General features: G+C 66.2%; 13 protein-coding genes. 5 read left to right on the top strand and 8 right to left on the bottom strand.

The window, feature by feature from the left end:
* The first annotated feature begins 46 nt into the window (after positions 1-46).
* The 4 genes from M3465_RS12705 (at position 47) to M3465_RS12720 (ending at position 5,045) form a co-directional block, all read left to right on the top strand.
* The gene (locus M3465_RS12705; protein WP_249502138.1) at positions 47-1,312 is read left to right on the top strand and encodes an imelysin family protein; all 1,266 of its coding nucleotides are present in this window, start codon (positions 47-49) and stop codon (positions 1,310-1,312) included.
* Between the two features lie 103 nt (positions 1,313-1,415).
* Positions 1,416-2,948, top strand: coding sequence for a di-heme oxidoreductase family protein (locus M3465_RS12710; RefSeq protein ID WP_249502373.1), 1,533 nt, complete (start codon positions 1,416-1,418; stop codon positions 2,946-2,948).
* A complete protein-coding gene (locus tag M3465_RS12715) occupies positions 2,945-3,961 on the top strand; it encodes an imelysin family protein (RefSeq protein WP_249502139.1) in 1,017 nt (338 codons plus the stop codon). The genes M3465_RS12710 and M3465_RS12715 overlap by 4 nt, the downstream gene beginning before the upstream one ends.
* A gap of 1 nt (position 3,962) precedes the next feature.
* The gene (locus tag M3465_RS12720; protein ID WP_249502140.1) at positions 3,963-5,045 is read left to right on the top strand and encodes a DUF1513 domain-containing protein; all 1,083 of its coding nucleotides are present in this window, start codon (positions 3,963-3,965) and stop codon (positions 5,043-5,045) included.
* On the opposite strand, the gene tcuB is transcribed toward M3465_RS12720, so the two are convergent.
* From tcuB to M3465_RS12735, 3 genes are read right to left on the bottom strand one after another with little or no spacing between them, the layout of a single operon-like run.
* Positions 5,042-6,121: a tricarballylate utilization 4Fe-4S protein TcuB gene (gene tcuB / locus M3465_RS12725; RefSeq protein ID WP_349305042.1), complete on the bottom strand. Its 1,080-nt coding sequence runs from the start codon at positions 6,119-6,121 to the stop codon at positions 5,042-5,044. The two genes, M3465_RS12720 and tcuB, sit on opposite strands and share 4 nt — an antisense overlap.
* On the bottom strand, positions 6,105-7,493 hold the full coding sequence (tcuA, locus tag M3465_RS12730; RefSeq protein ID WP_249502141.1) for an FAD-dependent tricarballylate dehydrogenase TcuA: 1,389 nt from the start codon (positions 7,491-7,493) through the stop codon (positions 6,105-6,107). The genes tcuB and tcuA overlap by 17 nt, the downstream gene beginning before the upstream one ends.
* Complete coding sequence (locus tag M3465_RS12735; protein WP_249502142.1) at positions 7,490-8,161, bottom strand: GntR family transcriptional regulator; 672 nt, start codon at positions 8,159-8,161, stop codon at positions 7,490-7,492. Before M3465_RS12735 ends, tcuA begins: the two co-directional genes overlap by 4 nt.
* Positions 8,162-8,286: 125 nt before the next feature.
* Here M3465_RS12735 and M3465_RS12740 point away from each other — a divergent pair, with 125 nt between their 5' ends.
* Entirely contained in the window at positions 8,287-9,306 is a 1,020-nt protein-coding gene (locus tag M3465_RS12740) for an AbrB family transcriptional regulator (RefSeq protein ID WP_249502143.1), read from the top strand.
* Here M3465_RS12740 and M3465_RS12745 read toward each other — a convergent pair.
* The 5 genes from M3465_RS12745 to M3465_RS12765 all read right to left on the bottom strand — a co-directional run bounded on the left by M3465_RS12745 (position 9,278) and on the right by M3465_RS12765 (position 15,566).
* Entirely contained in the window at positions 9,278-10,246 is a 969-nt protein-coding gene (locus tag M3465_RS12745) for a D-2-hydroxyacid dehydrogenase family protein (protein WP_249502144.1), read from the bottom strand. The two genes, M3465_RS12740 and M3465_RS12745, sit on opposite strands and share 29 nt — an antisense overlap.
* Entirely contained in the window at positions 10,246-11,331 is a 1,086-nt protein-coding gene (locus M3465_RS12750) for a 4-oxalomesaconate tautomerase (RefSeq protein ID WP_249502145.1), read from the bottom strand. Before M3465_RS12750 ends, M3465_RS12745 begins: the two co-directional genes overlap by 1 nt.
* Complete coding sequence (locus tag M3465_RS12755; RefSeq protein ID WP_249502146.1) at positions 11,328-12,389, bottom strand: isocitrate/isopropylmalate dehydrogenase family protein; 1,062 nt, start codon at positions 12,387-12,389, stop codon at positions 11,328-11,330. Before M3465_RS12755 ends, M3465_RS12750 begins: the two co-directional genes overlap by 4 nt.
* Positions 12,386-14,416: a tripartite tricarboxylate transporter permease gene (locus tag M3465_RS12760; protein WP_249502147.1), complete on the bottom strand. Its 2,031-nt coding sequence runs from the start codon at positions 14,414-14,416 to the stop codon at positions 12,386-12,388. Before M3465_RS12760 ends, M3465_RS12755 begins: the two co-directional genes overlap by 4 nt.
* A 73-nt stretch (positions 14,417-14,489) precedes the next feature.
* Positions 14,490-15,566, bottom strand: a complete 1,077-nt coding sequence (locus tag M3465_RS12765) for a type 2 periplasmic-binding domain-containing protein (protein ID WP_249502148.1) — start codon at positions 15,564-15,566, stop codon at positions 14,490-14,492.
* Positions 15,567-15,596: the final 30 nt, after the last annotated feature.

Consider the following 15,596-nt stretch of genomic DNA (forward strand, 5'->3'; position numbering starts at 1 on the left):
CATCGCGCTGATCCCAATTCACCACTTCAAACCAACAGGATACTTCATGACAAGACACATGCTGCTTTCGACCGCCCTCACCTGCGTTCTGGCCGCCCCGGCCTTCGCCGTCGAGACGGCCGAGGTGCTGGACACCTATGCCGATATCGCCGCCGCCGGTTACGGGGACAGCCTGACCGGCGCCAAGCGGCTGCAAGACGCGGTGAACCAGCTGATCTCCGATCCGTCGGCCGAGAACCTGACCGCCGCGCGGCAGGCCTGGCTCGAAGCACGCGTGCCGTATCAGCAGACCGAGGTTTACCGTTTCGGCAATCCGATCGTCGATGATTGGGAGGGCAAGGTGAATGCCTGGCCGCTCGATGAGGGCCTGATCGACTATGTCGACAGCAGCGCCTATGGCGGGCCGTCGGATGAAAACGAACTCGCCGCGCTCAACGTGATCGCCAACCCGACATTCACCCTTTCCGGCGAGGAGATCGACGCGACCGAGATCACGCCCGAGCTTCTGGCCGAAACGCTGCACGAGGCCGATGGCGTGGAGGCGAATGTCGCCACCGGCTATCACGCGGTGGAATTCCTGCTCTGGGGGCAGGACAAGCATCCGCATGGCGACGGCGCGGGCGAACGCCCCTGGACCGATTACGCCTCCGGCGAGGCCTGCACCAACGGCAATTGCGACCGCCGCGCCGAATATTTGTCGGCGGCGACCGATCTTCTGGTCTCCGACCTGGAATGGATGGTCGCGCAATGGCAGGACGGCGGCGCGGCGCGCGAGGCGCTGCTCTCCGATCCGGATGCCGGGTTGTCGGCGATGCTGACCCGCATGGGCTCGCTCTCCTATGGCGAAACCGCGGGCGAACGGATGCGCCTTGGCGTGATGCTCAACGATCCCGAGGAGGAACATTCCTGCTTTGCGGACAACACGCATAACGATCACTACTACAACGGTATCGGCATCCGGAACGTCTATGACGGCGTCTATGTGCGCACCGATGGCACCGTCGTGTCCGGCCCGTCGCTCTCCGATCTGGTGCGCGATACCGACAGCGATCTCGACGCGGAAATGCGGGCGAAGCTGAACGACGCGGTCAACGCGCTTGGCCGGATCAAGATCGCGGCGGAATCGGGCATGGCCTATGACCAGATGCTCGAACGCGGCAACGCGGCGGGCGAAGCGCTCATCATGGGCGGCGTCAATGGGCTGATCGATCAGACGCGTTCCATCGAGCGGGTGGTCTCCGCGCTTGGCGTCGATCAGATCACCATCGAAGGCTCCGACAGCCTCGACAATCCGGACGCCGTGTTCCAGTAACGCGCTCCGACATGGCCGGGGGCGGATGCGTCCGCCCTGCCCCGGCGCCACCTCCACGGCAAGACGGCTGAGACCCATGCGCAAGACATTCCCCCCAAAACGGATGAAACCCCTCGGAGCCGCCGCGCTTGCGCTCTTTGCGGGCGCGGCGCTCGCCGCCGATACCGGCGCACCGGCTTGGAATCTGGGCGATCCGCATCTGAACGTCGTCCCGCGCACCGACGCCGAGAAGAAGCGCATCGCCGCCGCGCTCGCGCCGCCCACCGATTTCACCGCGCCGCAGACATTCGAGGAACGCCCCGCCGGCGCAGCCACGGTGCGCGTTTTTCCCAATGCCGATGCGTTCTCGCAACCTTCGGCGAACATCCCCTTCGAGGGACAGCTCGATTTTCGCGTCGGCAACGGGCTGTTTCGCAAGCTGTGGGTGTCCTCCCCGTCCTCGACCCTCGCCTCGGACGGGCTGGGCCCGCTCTACAATGCCCGCTCCTGCCAGCGCTGCCACCTGAAGGACGGGCGCGGCCATCCGCCCGAAGGGCCGGAGGATAACGCGATCTCGGTGTTCCTGCGCATCTCGATCCCGGGCGACGATGCGGCGCTCGGGCATGAGATAGAGGACTACATCGCCACGCTCCCCGATCCGAATTACGGCACCCAGCTTCAGGATTTCGCGGTGCAGGGCCATCCGGCGGAATACCGGCTGTCGATCACCTATGAGGAAGAGCCCGTCACGCTGGCCGATGGCACCGAGGTATCGCTCCGCCGCCCGACCTATGAGGCCGCCGATCTGGGCTACGGGCCGCTGCACCCGAATGCGATGCTCAGCCCGCGCGTGGCCCCGCAGATGATCGGCCTCGGCCTGCTCGAAGCGATCCCGGCGGCCGACATCCTCGCAAAGGCCGACCCCGAGGACGCCGATGGCGACGGGATCTCCGGGCGGCCGAATGTCGTCTGGTCCAAGGAATTCGAACAGCCCATGCTGGGCCGCTTCGGACACAAGGCCGGTAATCCGACGATCAAGGAACAATCCGCCTCGGCCTTCGTGGGCGATATCGGCATCTCCAACCCGCTCTTCACCGCCGGCAGCGGCGAATGCACCGATCTTCAGGCCGATTGCATCGCCGCGCTGCACGGCGATGGCGATGAGCGCGAATTCGAGATCGATGCGGAGGGGCTCGATCTGGTGACATTCTATTCGCGCAACCTCGCCGTGCCGGCGCGGCGCGATCTGGACGATCCGCAGGTCTTGCGGGGCAAGCAGGTGTTCTACGAGACCGGCTGCACCTCCTGCCATACGCCGAGCTACGTCACCCACAGGCTCGAAGATCAGCCCGAACAGAGCTTCCAGCTGATCTGGCCCTATACCGACCTGCTGCTGCATGACATGGGGCCGGGGCTGGCCGATAATCGCCCTGAAGCGCGGGCGACCGGGCAGGAATGGCGCACGCCGCCTCTTTGGGGGATCGGTTTGACGCAGCAGGTCAGCGGGCATACCTATTTCCTGCATGACGGCCGCGCCCGCTCGCTTCTGGAGGCGATCCTGTGGCATGGCGGGGAGGCCGCGCCGCATCGCGAAGCGGTGGTTCATATGGCCACCGAGGATCGCGAGGCGCTGATCCGTTATCTGGAGAGCCTATGATCCGCACGCTTTTTGCCGCCGCCCTGACCTGCCTGCCGATGCTCGCCGGGGCGGAGGAACCCGATCCGCTGCTGCCGCGCGTGATCGATACCCATGTGCTGCCGCGCATCGATGCGCTGGCGCTAGAGAGTCGCGATCTGGCCGAGGCCGCTGAGGCCGATTGCGCGCCCGATGCATTTGCGCTGCGCGAGGCATATCACGAAGCGTTCGACGCATGGGTCAAGGCCAGCCACCTGCGCTTCGGCCCGACCGAGGAGGGCGACCGCGCCTTCGCATTGGCTTTCTGGCCCGATAGCCGGGGCGCGACGCCGCGCACGCTGGGGCAACTGATCGAGAGCCGCGATCCGGTGGCGCAATCGGCGGACACCTATGCCGATATGTCCATCGCGGCGCGGGGCTTCTATGCGCTGGAATACCTGCTTTACGACGATACGCTGATGGCCGCTGGCGATCCCGATTACCGCTGCATGCTGGTGCGCACCGTCACTGCCGACATCGCGCAAACCGCCGCCGATATCGCCGCCGACTGGCATGACGGCTTCCGCGACACGATGCTCACGCCGGGGCCGGAGGCGCGCTATCGCAGCGGCGAGGAAACGGTGCAGGAGCTGTTCAAGACCCTTACCGCCGGGCTGCAATTCACCTCCGAAACGCGGCTCGGCCGGCCCCTGGGCAGTTTCGACCGACCCCGCCCCACCCGCGCCGAAGCGCGCCGCTCCATGCGTTCGGCCCGCCATGTGCGGCTCAGCCTGACATCGCTGCGCGATCTGGCGCTGATGCTGTCGGCGGGCAATGAGACGCTGCGAACCCGATTCGAGGAAGAGTTTCAAACCGCACTCGACAGGCTCGACGCGGCAGACGATCCGGTCTTCGCCGGTGTCGCCGATCCCCAGTCGCGGCTCAGGCTCGAAATCGTGCAGCAGGCGATAGACGCGATCCGCGAAACGGCCGAGCAGGACCTCGGCCCGTCGCTCGGCGTTGCCGCCGGGTTCAATTCGCTCGACGGAGATTGAGATGACGACGCACCGAACCGGACGGCGCGGCTTTCTCGGCGGCTTGCTTGCGGCCGGGATCGTGCCAAAACCCTCTTGGGCGGACGCGGGCGCGCCGCGCTATCTCTCCGCCGCCGCGCTGAGCGATGGGCGCTATGTGCTCTGCGGTATCCGCGCGGATCTGGATCTTGCGTTCCAGCTTCCGCTTCCCGAACGCGGCCATGCCGCCGCCGCCCATCCCGCGCGTCCCGAAGCCGTCGCCTTTGCCCGTCGCCCCGGCACCTTCGCATTGGTGATCGATTGCGCACTCGGCATGCGCATTGCCACGCTGACCGCACCGGAGGGCCGGCATTTCTACGGCCACGGCGCGTTTTCGGCGGATGGCACGCGGCTCTTCACCACCGAAAACGACTACGAGGCCGGAGAAGGGCGCATCGGCATCTGGGATGCGGAAAAGGGCTATCGCCGCATCGGCGAATGGGCCAGCGGAGGGATTGGCCCGCATGAAATTCGCCGCCTGCCCGGCAGCGATGTGCTGGTCGTCGCCAATGGCGGGATCGACACGCATCCCGACAGCGGTCGCGCCAAGCTCAACATTCCTACGATGCGCCCGAACCTGAGCTACATCTCGGACGGCGCTATCGTGGAAACGGTCGAACTCGACGCTGCCTTGCACAAGAATTCAATCCGGCATCTCGATGTCAGCCGCTCGGGGCAGGTGGCGATCGGGATGCAATGGCAGGGCGATCGAGACCCGTCGGCGCTGGTCGCCACACATGAGCGCGGCGCGTCGATCCGGCTGCTGGAGGCACCCGAGGACAGGGTGCGCGCGATGAACGGCTATGTCGGCAGCATCGCCTTCTCGGAAGACGGCACCCGCATCGCCGCCACCTCCCCGCGCGGCGGGCAGGTGCAGATCTTCGATGCGCGGGACGGCCGCTTCGCCAGCGCGCAGAGCATCGCCGATGCCTGCGGTATCGCACGCGGCGGCGCGGGTTTCACGGCGACGTCCGGCACCGGCGCAGTGGCGCGGATCGGCAGCGGCCCCGGCGCGGCCGCGCATGACGGGCTGCGCTGGGACAATCACCTCGTCAGCCTGTCCTAGACGATCCGACGATCCGCCTTGGCCGCCTCGATGGTGAGCGCGGCCATGCGGTAGAACCCGTGCGCCATCTTCGAAAACGGCGTGAGCAGGAAGAAAGTCAGCACCAGCCCCAGATGCAGCGCGAGCAGCGCGCCGACCGCGGAGGTGCCGGCAGCCGCATAAAGCGCGAGCCCCGAAAGCCCCGTTCCCTCGAGCAGCAGGATAAAAGCCATTTCCCCGCCCCAGACATGCGCCGCGCCCAGTTCGGGGTCGGCCTGCGTCTTGAGCCATGCCAGCGCGGCGCAGCCCAGAGCGAGCAGGATGCCGCCGGGAATCCCGAAGAGCTTGGGTAGACTGAAGAGGCTGTAAGGCGCCGGCATGTCGAACACATAATGCAGGATCGTGCCGCTGCTGGTGGCCGCAAAGCACAGAAGGAAGCCGTAAAGCACCGCCTGATGCGCGATGCGCCGGGCGTGGCTGAAGCGATCCTCTTCCTCGAAATTGCAACCGTCGCCATGCCCGCCTTCGAGGTTGCGCATCCGTCCGGCAGAACGCAGCGCGGCCCAGAGATCGCGCGGCCGCAGGCGGGTGGCGCCGGTGGTTTTCCAATAGCCACGCAGCGACACGGCCAGCGCCGCCAGCGGCAGCAGAAAGGCCGGAGCGAAGATCGCCACCATCAGCGAATGGGACATGTAGGCATAAAACCCCTCGCCGCTTTCGGGCCGCATCATCTGCGCCAGCGCGAAGAGCGTGGCGAAGGACAGCGTCAGCAGCACCGCCATCGCAACGCCCGCGCGGTCGAAAAGCTCGGCGAAGGGGCGGGGCCAGGCGTGGGCCTTCCAGCTGTCCTGCCGCACTTCGGCCAAGGCGCGCGGCAGGTTGTGGTCGAACTCGTGCGGCGCGGTGTATTGGCAGGCATAGTAGCAGCCCCGGCAATTGTGGCACAGGTTCGCCAGATGGGTCAGATCGCCATCCGCAAAGGCGCGCTCGCGGTGCAATGACGGAAAGACCGAGCAATAGCCCTCGCAATAGCGGCAGGCATTGCAGATCTCGGCCTGCCGGCGGGCTTCCCGAAGAAGATCAGTTTGCATTTGCATGGGAAGCGGCCTCCTTGCCTGCGATGCGTCCGAAGACGGTTCCGATGGTCATGCCGAACCCGGCCAAATAGCCCTGCCCGAGGATCGAGCCGGCCATCGTCTCGCCCGCCGCCCAGAGGTTTGACACGGGGCGGTTGCCCACCGAACATTGCGCGCGCTCGTCGACCTTGAGCCCCAGATAGGTGAAGGTCACGCCGGTTCTGAGCGAGTAGCCATAGAAGGGCGGCTCGGTGATCGGACGGGCCCAGTTCGTCTTGGGCGGGGTGATGCCGGTCGTGGCAACGCCATCGAGCTCGGTCGGGTGGAAGCCCGATGTATCGCCGCACGCGGCGTTGAACTCGGCCACGGTCCGGGCCAGCTTGTCCGGCGGCAGGTCCATCTGCACCGCCAGATTCTCGATCGTATCGGCCTTGATCGGCGGGAAGAGCGAGGGCATGAAAAGCTCCAGCGATTTCGCGTCGATGATGACATAGCCCACCTGATCGGGCTGCGCCGCCACCAGCCTGCCCCAGATCGCGTAGCGTTTGGGCCAGACATCCTCGCCCTCGTCATAGAAGCGCTCGGCCTCCTTGTTCACGACGATGGAGAACGGCACGCAATCGAGCCGTGTGACGATGCCGCCATCGAATTTCGGCGCGCGCCCGTCGATGGCGACGGCGTGGCACTGCGTCGGATCGCCGACCTGCTCGACCCCCTGATCCAGAAGATCGGCCAGCACGACACCGCGATTGTAGGGCGTGCCCCGGATGAGAAAGTTCTTCGCCGCCGGCCCCCAGGCGCGGGCGAGCCAATCGGTATCGGCCTGGAACCCGCCCGAGGCGACGATCACCGATTTCGGCGCGACGCGGCGGGTTTCGCCCTCGCAGGTATAGTCGAGAAAGGCGATGCGGTCGTCCTCAAGCTCTAGGTGGGTGACGGGCGCGTCGTATTTCGCCACGACGCCCAGAGCTTCGGCGGTGCGGTAATAGGCGTTCACCAGCCCCTTGCCGCCGCCCAGAAAGAAGGCGTTGGTGCGCGCGAGCGACAGCGTGCCCGACAGCGAGGGCTGAAAGCGCACGCCATGTTCTTCCATCCACGGCAGACACTCCTCGGAGGTTCGGATCGCGAGCCGGGCGAGATATTCATCGGTCTTGCCGCCTGTGACCTTCATCAGATCGGCGAAATATTCCTCCTCGGTATAGCTTTCGACAAGCGGGCCGAGCGGGCCGTGATGCATGCAGCGGAAGTTGCGCGTGTGGCGCGAATTGCCGCCGCGATAGGGCTTCGGCGCAGCTTCGAGAATGAGCACGCGCGCGCCGGCCTCCGCAGCAGTGATCGCGGCGCAAAGCGCGGCATTGCCGCCGCCGATGATGACGATATCGGGGTCGGTCATAACAGGTCTCCGTCATAGCTGGGCCGCGAGCGAAGCGCGCGGACGCGAACGCGCTGCGCGCCCTCGATATGCGCGCGCATTGCCGCCTCGGCGGCCGCGCCGTCGCGCGCCTCTATGGCGCTGAGCACGGCACGATGTTCCTCCACCGCCCGCTCGGCGCGATCGGGTTCGGTCAGGGTGGTCGGCCCCAGGATCATCAGCGCCTTTTGCAGCGCGGTGATCGAGCGGGTCAGAAACCGGTTCTTGGCCGCATCGAGCAGCGCCGCATGAAACTGCCGGTTGAGCGCGAAGGCGTCCGGCCTGCTGCCCTTTTCGGCCAGTGCGTGGTTCATGTCGATCAGTTCCGCGATCTCGATATCCGAGGCCGCGCGGGCGGCGAGACGGGCCGCGGTGCCTTCGAGCACGGCGCGCATTTCATAAAGGTCCATCACCTCGGCATAGTCGAGCGTGCGGATGCTCGCCCCCTGACGCGGCACATGGGTGACGATGCCATCCGCTTCCATCTGGCGGATCGCCTCGCGCACCGGGGTTCTGGAGACGCCCAGCCGCTCGGCCAGTTCGGTCTCGCGCAACCGGTCGCCGGGATTGAGAACGCCCTCGCGCAGCTCGTCCATCAGGCGCAGGTAAACAGCGTTGCCTTGCGGCGTATGATCTTCGTCATGGGCCATGGCGGGGGCTCCGGTCGCTACCAATCGATTGTTGTATCCGCGTGGATACAAACGTATACAATAGCTGTCAACCCGAGGAGGAACCACGCTTGATCCCTCTTTTGCCTACCCGGCATCGCCCCCGCATGGCGACTTTTGCACTGGCCGCGACCGGCACCGGGGTCTTCTGGTTGCTCGGCGTGCCCCTGCCCTTCCTTTTCGGCCCGATGGCCTTCTGTCTCGCCGGCGCATTGCTTCACGTTCCGCTCAAGGGGTTCGGCCAAATCTCCGTCGCCGCGCGCACGATCCTCGGCGTAGCCGTCGGCGCGTCGATCACGCCTGAAGTCGTCGGACAATTGCCGCGTATGGCGCTATCGGTGGCGCTGATCCCGATCTTCATCGGTCTGATCGCCCTGATCGGTGTGCCGTTTTTCCGCCGGATCTGGGGCTTCGACGCTCCGACAGCCTATTACGCGGCCATGCCCGGAGGGTTGCAGGACATGATCCTCTTCGGCATCGAAGCGGGCGGCGATCCGCGCGCGCTGTCGCTCATCCATGCCACGCGGGTTCTGATCGTCGTGACGCTGGCGCCGATCCTGCTCACGCAGGTCTACGGCGCAGCGCTGAGCAATCCGATCGGTGTGCCGACCGCGTCGCTGCCGCTGCACGAATTGGCTCTGATGGCCGCCGCCGCGTTCGTCGGCTGGAAGGGCGGCGAGCGGCTGGGCCTGTTCGGTGCGGCGATCCTGGGCCCGATGATCGTGACGTCGGCGCTGTCGCTGGCGGATGTCATCCATTTTCGCCCACCCGCCGAAGCGATCCTCTTCGCGCAATTCTTCATCGGCTGCGGCATCGGCGTGCAGTTTCTCGGCGTGACGTGGGGCGAGCTGACGCGGATCGTCGCGGCGGGGATGGCCTATGTGCTCGTGCTTGCCGTGCTCGCGGCGGGCTTCGCGGCGGCGGTGACGGGGCTGGGGCTGGCCGTGCCGGTCGATGCGTTTCTCGCCTTCGCGCCGGGCGGACAGGCGGAGATGACGGTGCTCGCCATCGTCACCGGGGCCGATCTGGGCTTCGTCATCACCCATCACCTGACGCGGATCGTTCTGGTCATCATCGGCGCGCCGGTGGCGGCGCGGTTCATGCGGGGCGCAAAGCCTCCGGATTGACGAGATTGATCGGCGCGCCTGCCGCGAAGGCGTTGATCTGGGCGTATATATCGGTGAACTGCCGGTCGAACTCGTCTTCGGTGACGAACCCGATATGCGGCGTGCAGATCAGGTTCGGATGCGCCAGCAACGGATCGGCGGGATCGCGCATCGGCTCGGTGTCGAAAACGTCAATTGCCGCGATCAGACCGGCGTTCAGCGCCCCCAGCAACGCGCCCGGTGCGATCAGCCCGGCGCGCGACGTGTTCACCAGAACCGCGCCTTGCGGCATGAGGGCAAGATCGGCTGCCGTCACGATCCCGCGCGTCTGGGGCGCAAGGCGCACATGCAGCGAGGTCACGTCGCAGCTTTCGAAAAACGCCTCCCGGCTCTTGGCCACGCGCTGCCCTTCCGACACAGCCCGCGCGCGCCCTGCTTGGGAAGCCCACCAGAGCACCTCCATCCCGAAAGCGCGCGCCAGATCCGCCACAGCCCGCCCGATCCGGCCATAGCCGTAGATCCCCAGCCGCCGCCCGCGCAGCGTCTTGCCGACGCCGATCTGCCAGTTGCCGGCCTTGGCAGAGGCCATCTGCTGCGGAATCTGACGCATCGCCGACAGGATCAGCGCCATCGTCAGTTCCGCTGCCGCATGGTTCGCGCCCTCCCCGCCCGTCTTGGAGCAAAACGCGACGCCGTGATCGGTGCAGGCCGCCACGTCGACATGCGGATAGGCTCCGCGCTGCGAGATCAGGCGCAGCTTCGGTAGCCGTTCGAGCAGTGCGCGGGTCACAGGCGTGCGCTCGCGGAACAGCACCAGCGCCTCGGCATCGGCGATCCGTCCGGCCAGCGCATGTCCTTCCATGTGATCGGTCCAGACGGTCACGTCATGCCCGTCCAGCATCCCGAATGATGGCAACCCGCGCAGCGTGTGGAACCAGTCATCGAGGATATGAACCCGCATCAACCCGCCCAGACGGCGCGCGGCACAAAGACGTGACCTTCGGCCAGTTTGCGCGCGGTGCGGATGAGACCGGCCGATTTCAGATCGAACCCGCCTTCGGTCTCGTAATCCACCAGCACCTCGATGGTGCCCGAGGCGTGTTCCAGCACCACTTCGGCGGGCCCGCTTTCGGGCCGTTGCAACAGCCCATCGGCCACCGTCCCCGGCGTCAGCGCGCAGGAGGCAAGGCATTGCGCGCCGGTGACGGCCATGGACGGATGCGTCTTCCACGGCATGAAATAGCGCGCGGCGATGGTGCCGCCGCCCTGCGCCGGGGCGAGCAGAGCGAATTTCGGCGTCACCGACTGGCTTACATCGCCCATTTCCATGCGCGCGCCCGCCTCGATGCGGATGGCTTCCATCCGCGCAAAGAAGGCGGCATCGCCGTCCAGAGCCGATACGCTTTCATGCCCCGTCAGCCCGAAATCCGACGCTCGGGCGATGACGATGGGCATGGCGACATCCATGCATGTCACCTCCAGCCCATCAATGGTATCGCGCAGGTTGCCGGTGGGCAGGAACGCCCCGGTCGACGATCCGACCACCCCCATGAAGTTGAGCGCAATCGGCGCGGCACTGCCGGGGACGCCGGCAATCGCCGCCTCGCCCTCATAGGTCAGCGCGCCGCCGGGGGTCTTCACCTCGGCCACCACGCGCGCGCCGGTGTTGACCGCGCGGATCTTCACCTGCGTCACATCGCCTTGCGGCGCGACCAGCCCCATCTCGATGGCGGCGGGGCCGACTCCCGAGAGGATATTCCCGCAGGTCGGGCGGTAATCGACCAGCCGATCCTCCACCGACACCTGCGCGAAGAAGTAATCCACATCGGCCCAACCGTCCTCGGAGGGTGACAGCATCGCCACCTTGGTCGTCACCGCCGCGCCGCCGCCGATGCCGTCGATATTGAGCGGATGGCCCGCACCGAGCGCGGCGATCAGAACGTCCGACAGCGTTTCCCGATCGCCGGGCAGATCGGAGCGCCGGAAATACGGCCCGCGCGATGTGCCGCCGCGCATGAAGAGGAAGGGAATGGCGGTCTGGCTCATCTCGGTGCCTTTTCGATCAGGGTGCAGAGCGTTTCGGTATACCCGGCAGTTCCGAGCGCGCCGCCCAGATCGCCGGTGCGGGTTTCGGGCGCGGCCAGCGCGCGCGCGACGGCGGCCTCTATCGCATCGGCGGCGGGCGCTTCGCCAAGGTGGCGCAGCAGCATCGCGGCCGAAAGGATCAGCGACGTCGGATTGGCGCGGTCCTGCCCGGCGATATCGGGCGCGGAGCCGTGCTGCGCCTGCGCCACCGCGTGGGTGCCTCCGACATTGAGCGAGCCGGCAAGGCCCAGCCCGCCCGACAGCTCGGATGCCAGATCGGACAGGATATCACCGAACATATTGGTGCAGAGCAGCACGTCGAACCGGTCCGGGTGGCGCACCAGATGGGCGGCGGCGGCATCGACCAGAAGCTCGTCATAGGCGATCTTCGGATGCCGCGCCGCTTCCTCGCGGCAGACGCGCAGGAAAAGCCCATCGGTGATCCGCATCACGTTCGCCTTGTGAATGGCCGTCACGCGACCCTGCCGTTCGGCGGCAAGGCGGAACGCGGCGCGGGCGATCCGGCGCGATCCCTCTTCGGTGATCTTGCGCATCGCCAGCGCGACGCCGGGCACCGGGCAGAACTCGCCGCCGCCCTCGTGCATGTTGCGGTCGGCATAGAACCCTTCGAGGTTCTCGCGCGCGACGACCAGATCGAAGGGGCGGCGCGTGGGTGCATCGAGCCCGTCATAGGTCCGCGCCGGCCGAATGTTGGCGTATAGCTCAAGCCCGACGCGCAGCACGCCGGACGGGTTGCGCCCGCCTTCGGCGACGGGCGGGTAGTCGTTATGCGACACGGGGCCGAGGATCACGCCATCGGCGGCTTTGGCCTGTGCGATCACGTCATCGGGGATCGTCGTGCCCGACGCGGCCAACGCAGCGAAGCCGATCTGCGCTTCCGCGATTTCCAACTCGCGCGACATCAGCGGCGCGGCGGCGCGCAGCACCTGCTGCGTGGCGGCGGTGATTTCCGGGCCGATCCCGTCGCCGGGCAAGGCAAGCAGACGCAGCGGGCTCATCCGAGCGGCCATGGCAGATCCACCATCCCCTGAAGCAGCCCCGGCGGGAAGTCACGGCCGAGCGCACCGGCCATGACGCACATCAGCGCGATACCGGCAGCGGTCAAAATCAGCGTCTTGCCCCACCCCGCCCCGGCACGGAACCGGAAGAAGGCGATGAGAAAGCCCAGCAGCGCGAGGATGAAGCCGACCACATAGGTCGCCGCGATAAGGCCGGCGAACCATGCCAATGTGCCCCACAGGCCAAAGGGCGCTTCGGCCTCCTCCCCGGCGATTTCCTTGTCGGCAAAAATGGGATCCGTCTCGGGCCGCAGGATCATCTGCGCCAGCAGGATCAGACAGGCCGCCAATGTGATGCCTCCGATCACCAGAGGCACGATCTTGTCGGTCATATTGTAGTCGGGGATCATGGACGCATTGATCAGCGCGGCGGTGACATAGGCGGTGATCGCCAGCAGGAACACCATCGGCGCGCGCTTGGAGCCGGAGGCCACATCGCCCTCGGCCATGATCTTCTTGGATTGCCGGATGCCCAAAACGATCGACACGAGCGTGATGATGAGCAGGACGATCACGATGGGCGAGAAAATATAGTTCAGACCTTCCTCGACGCTGCTGCGGAACCGGAAGGACGCGATCTGGAACGCCTGGTTGGAGAATTTCTCGACCGGGTTGGACAGCACGAAACCGATCAGGAAAGCCGGGCGCGACCAGTCGAAGCGGCGCAGAAAAATGCCGATCAGCCCGATCACGAAGAGCGCGAGAATGTCCTCGAAATTCTGCCCCGACTGGAACGCGGCGAAGGAGATCAGCATGAAAAGGAACGGCGCGAGATAGGTGAAGCGGATCGTCGTCAGCCGCGCGATCCCGCCCGAGGCGGCGATGCAAAGCAGCGTGCCGACGACATTGGCCAGCGCCAGCAGCCAGACGATGGAATAGGTGATGTCGAGATTGTCGCGCAGCATGGTCGGGCCGACCTCGATATCGCCCGATCCCAAGAGCGCGATGGCCCCGATGAAGATCGCCATGGACCCCGAGCCGGGGATCCCGAAAAGCAGTGTCGGCACCAGCCCGCCGCCTTCCTTGGCGTTATTGGAGCTTTCCGGCCCGATCACGCCGCGAATCTCGCCCTTGCCGAAATTCGATTTGTCCTTGGTCGTCTGCACCGAATGGCCATAGGCGATCCAGTCCACGACCGACCCGCCAAGGCCGGGGATCACCCCGACCACCACGCCGATCAGCGAGCATCGGATCGAAAGCCATTTGTTCGCCGCCCAGTCGCGCACACCGGCGCCCCAGCCCGCGCCCAGCCTCGCGTCCTTGGCGATGGAGCTGTCCTGCCGCAGCAGGCTGACGATTTCCGGCACGGCGAAGATGCCAAGACCGACGATCACAAGCTTGAGACCGTCCGTCAGGTAGGGAATGTCATAGGTCGCCATGCGCAGCGAGCCGCCCGCATCGGCCTCTCCGATGGTGCCGATCAGCATGCCGAGTCCCGCCGCAGCCAACCCCTTGAGCGCAATGCGCCCGGCGAGGATGGCGACCATCGACAGGCCGAGGATCGAGATCATCAGCATCTCGGGCAGCCCGAAGGCCAGCACCAGCGGCCGCGCAACCACGATGAAAAGCGTCAGGAACACCGCGCCGACCAGCCCGCCGAAGAGTGACGAGGTGAAGGCCGCCGAAAGCGCCCGCGCCGCCTGCCCCTTCTTGGCGAGCGGAAAGCCGTCGAGCACGGTCGCCTGGCTGGCCGAGGATCCGGGGATGCCCATCAGCACCGAAGCGAAGGTGTCCGAAGTGGGCACGACCGCCACCATGCCGATCATCAGCGCAAGGCCGAGCACCGGCTCCATCCCGAACATGAAGGGCAACAGCAATGACAGGCCGGCGATCCCGCCGAGCCCCGGAAAGACCCCGACGGCCAGCCCCATCACGACGCCGAGCACGAGATAGCCCAGCACAAGGGGTTGCAGGATCAAGGCCCAGGCATCGGCAAGGGCCGGCAGGGCGGTGGCGAAGAGGTCCATCGCGTGGCGTCCTTATGTGGGGGGCGGAAACGGAACGGCCCCGAAGTTCCCTCCGGGGCCGCGCAAGAAAGGCTTATTGCAGCGATACGCCGTAGGCGTCCTGCAGCCAGTCCTTCACATATGCCTTCGCCTCCGGCGACACGCTGGTGCCGGCTTTCGTCGCCTTCTGCGCGCCTTCGCCGATGAACACGTCATACTTGCCGACGCGCTTGGCGGCGATCTGCGGGAAATCCTCGCGCTTGCGCACGGCATCGAAGGCGGCGGTGTAGGTGTCGATCACCTCCTGCGGCGTGCCCTGGGGCAAGAAGGCGATCTTCTGCACCGGGAAGCCGGCGATGAAAAACGCCTTCCACGCGTCCCATGCCTCGCCGCTGGTCTCGCAGCCATCGGTGGCCTCGCAGACTTCCTTGAAGGTCGGAATGTCGGGGAAGGTCGGATCGCGCACGATCTCGCCATCCTCGTTCAACGCACCCCAGGTCATCATCGGCACGGCCTTGCCCTGCTCGACCAGATCGGCGGAGGCACCGAGATAGCTGGACGAGGTCTGGTAATCGATCGTCGCCTCGCCGCGCTCGAACATCAGGCGGCCATCGCCCCGGCCCTTGATGCCGAAGACAGGCTCCACGTTCATGCCAAGCATCTTCCAGGCCAGCAGCGGCACCAGGTCGAGCCGCGTCGCGCCTTGCGAGCCGTAGATGAAATCCTTGTCCTGAAGGTTGTTGGCCGAGCCGTCGAACTTCTCGCCATCCTCGGGGCGCAGATAGGCCACGCCACCCGTGCCCGTCGCCATGACGGGATTCCAATCGCTGTATTCATAACGCACGCGCGGATCGTCGAGCAGATAGGGAAACTGCGTCGATCCCGATGTGCCGAAAAGCAGCGTGCCGTCCTCGTGTTCCTGCTCCTGGAACCAGTTGGCTCCCTTGGTGGAGCCGGCGCCTGGCATGAACTTGACCACGACAGTCGGATTGCCGGGCAGCTCCTCGGACAGCAGCGGCGCGAAGAAGTTTGCCCATTTGGCCGATCCACCGGTTTCCGAGAACGGGATCACCCATTCGATGGTTTCGCCCGAGAAATCGACCTCGGCGGCGGCGGGCGATGCGATCATCGCGGCGGCGGCAAGGGATGTTGCGATTTGCTTGATGGTCATTGGTGTCCTCCCGTAGACCTTGAGTCCGGT

Source organism: Marivita sp. GX14005, assembly GCF_023370775.1.
Classification (GTDB): Bacteria; Pseudomonadota; Alphaproteobacteria; order Rhodobacterales; family Rhodobacteraceae; genus Marivita.

Excerpts from the sequence above, each read along its gene's own strand:
- M3465_RS12750 (WP_249502145.1), bottom strand. The coding sequence starts at position 11,331 with ATGAGCCAGACCGCCATTCCCTTCCTCTTCATGCGCGGCGGCACATCG.
- tcuA (WP_249502141.1), bottom strand. The coding sequence starts at position 7,493 with ATGACCGACCCCGATATCGTCATCATCGGCGGCGGCAATGCCGCGCTT.
- M3465_RS12760 (WP_249502147.1), bottom strand. The coding sequence starts at position 14,416 with ATGGACCTCTTCGCCACCGCCCTGCCGGCCCTTGCCGATGCCTGGGCC.
- M3465_RS12715 (WP_249502139.1), top strand. The coding sequence starts at position 2,945 with ATGATCCGCACGCTTTTTGCCGCCGCCCTGACCTGCCTGCCGATGCTC.
- M3465_RS12755 (WP_249502146.1), bottom strand. The coding sequence starts at position 12,389 with ATGAGCCCGCTGCGTCTGCTTGCCTTGCCCGGCGACGGGATCGGCCCG.
- M3465_RS12720 (WP_249502140.1), top strand. The coding sequence starts at position 3,963 with ATGACGACGCACCGAACCGGACGGCGCGGCTTTCTCGGCGGCTTGCTT.
- M3465_RS12710 (WP_249502373.1), top strand. The coding sequence starts at position 1,416 with ATGAAACCCCTCGGAGCCGCCGCGCTTGCGCTCTTTGCGGGCGCGGCG.
- M3465_RS12705 (WP_249502138.1), top strand. The coding sequence starts at position 47 with ATGACAAGACACATGCTGCTTTCGACCGCCCTCACCTGCGTTCTGGCC.
- M3465_RS12740 (WP_249502143.1), top strand. The coding sequence starts at position 8,287 with ATGGCGACTTTTGCACTGGCCGCGACCGGCACCGGGGTCTTCTGGTTG.
- M3465_RS12765 (WP_249502148.1), bottom strand. The coding sequence starts at position 15,566 with ATGACCATCAAGCAAATCGCAACATCCCTTGCCGCCGCCGCGATGATC.
- M3465_RS12735 (WP_249502142.1), bottom strand. The coding sequence starts at position 8,161 with ATGGCCCATGACGAAGATCATACGCCGCAAGGCAACGCTGTTTACCTG.
- tcuB (WP_349305042.1), bottom strand. The coding sequence starts at position 6,121 with ATGCAAATGCAAACTGATCTTCTTCGGGAAGCCCGCCGGCAGGCCGAG.
- M3465_RS12745 (WP_249502144.1), bottom strand. The coding sequence starts at position 10,246 with ATGCGGGTTCATATCCTCGATGACTGGTTCCACACGCTGCGCGGGTTG.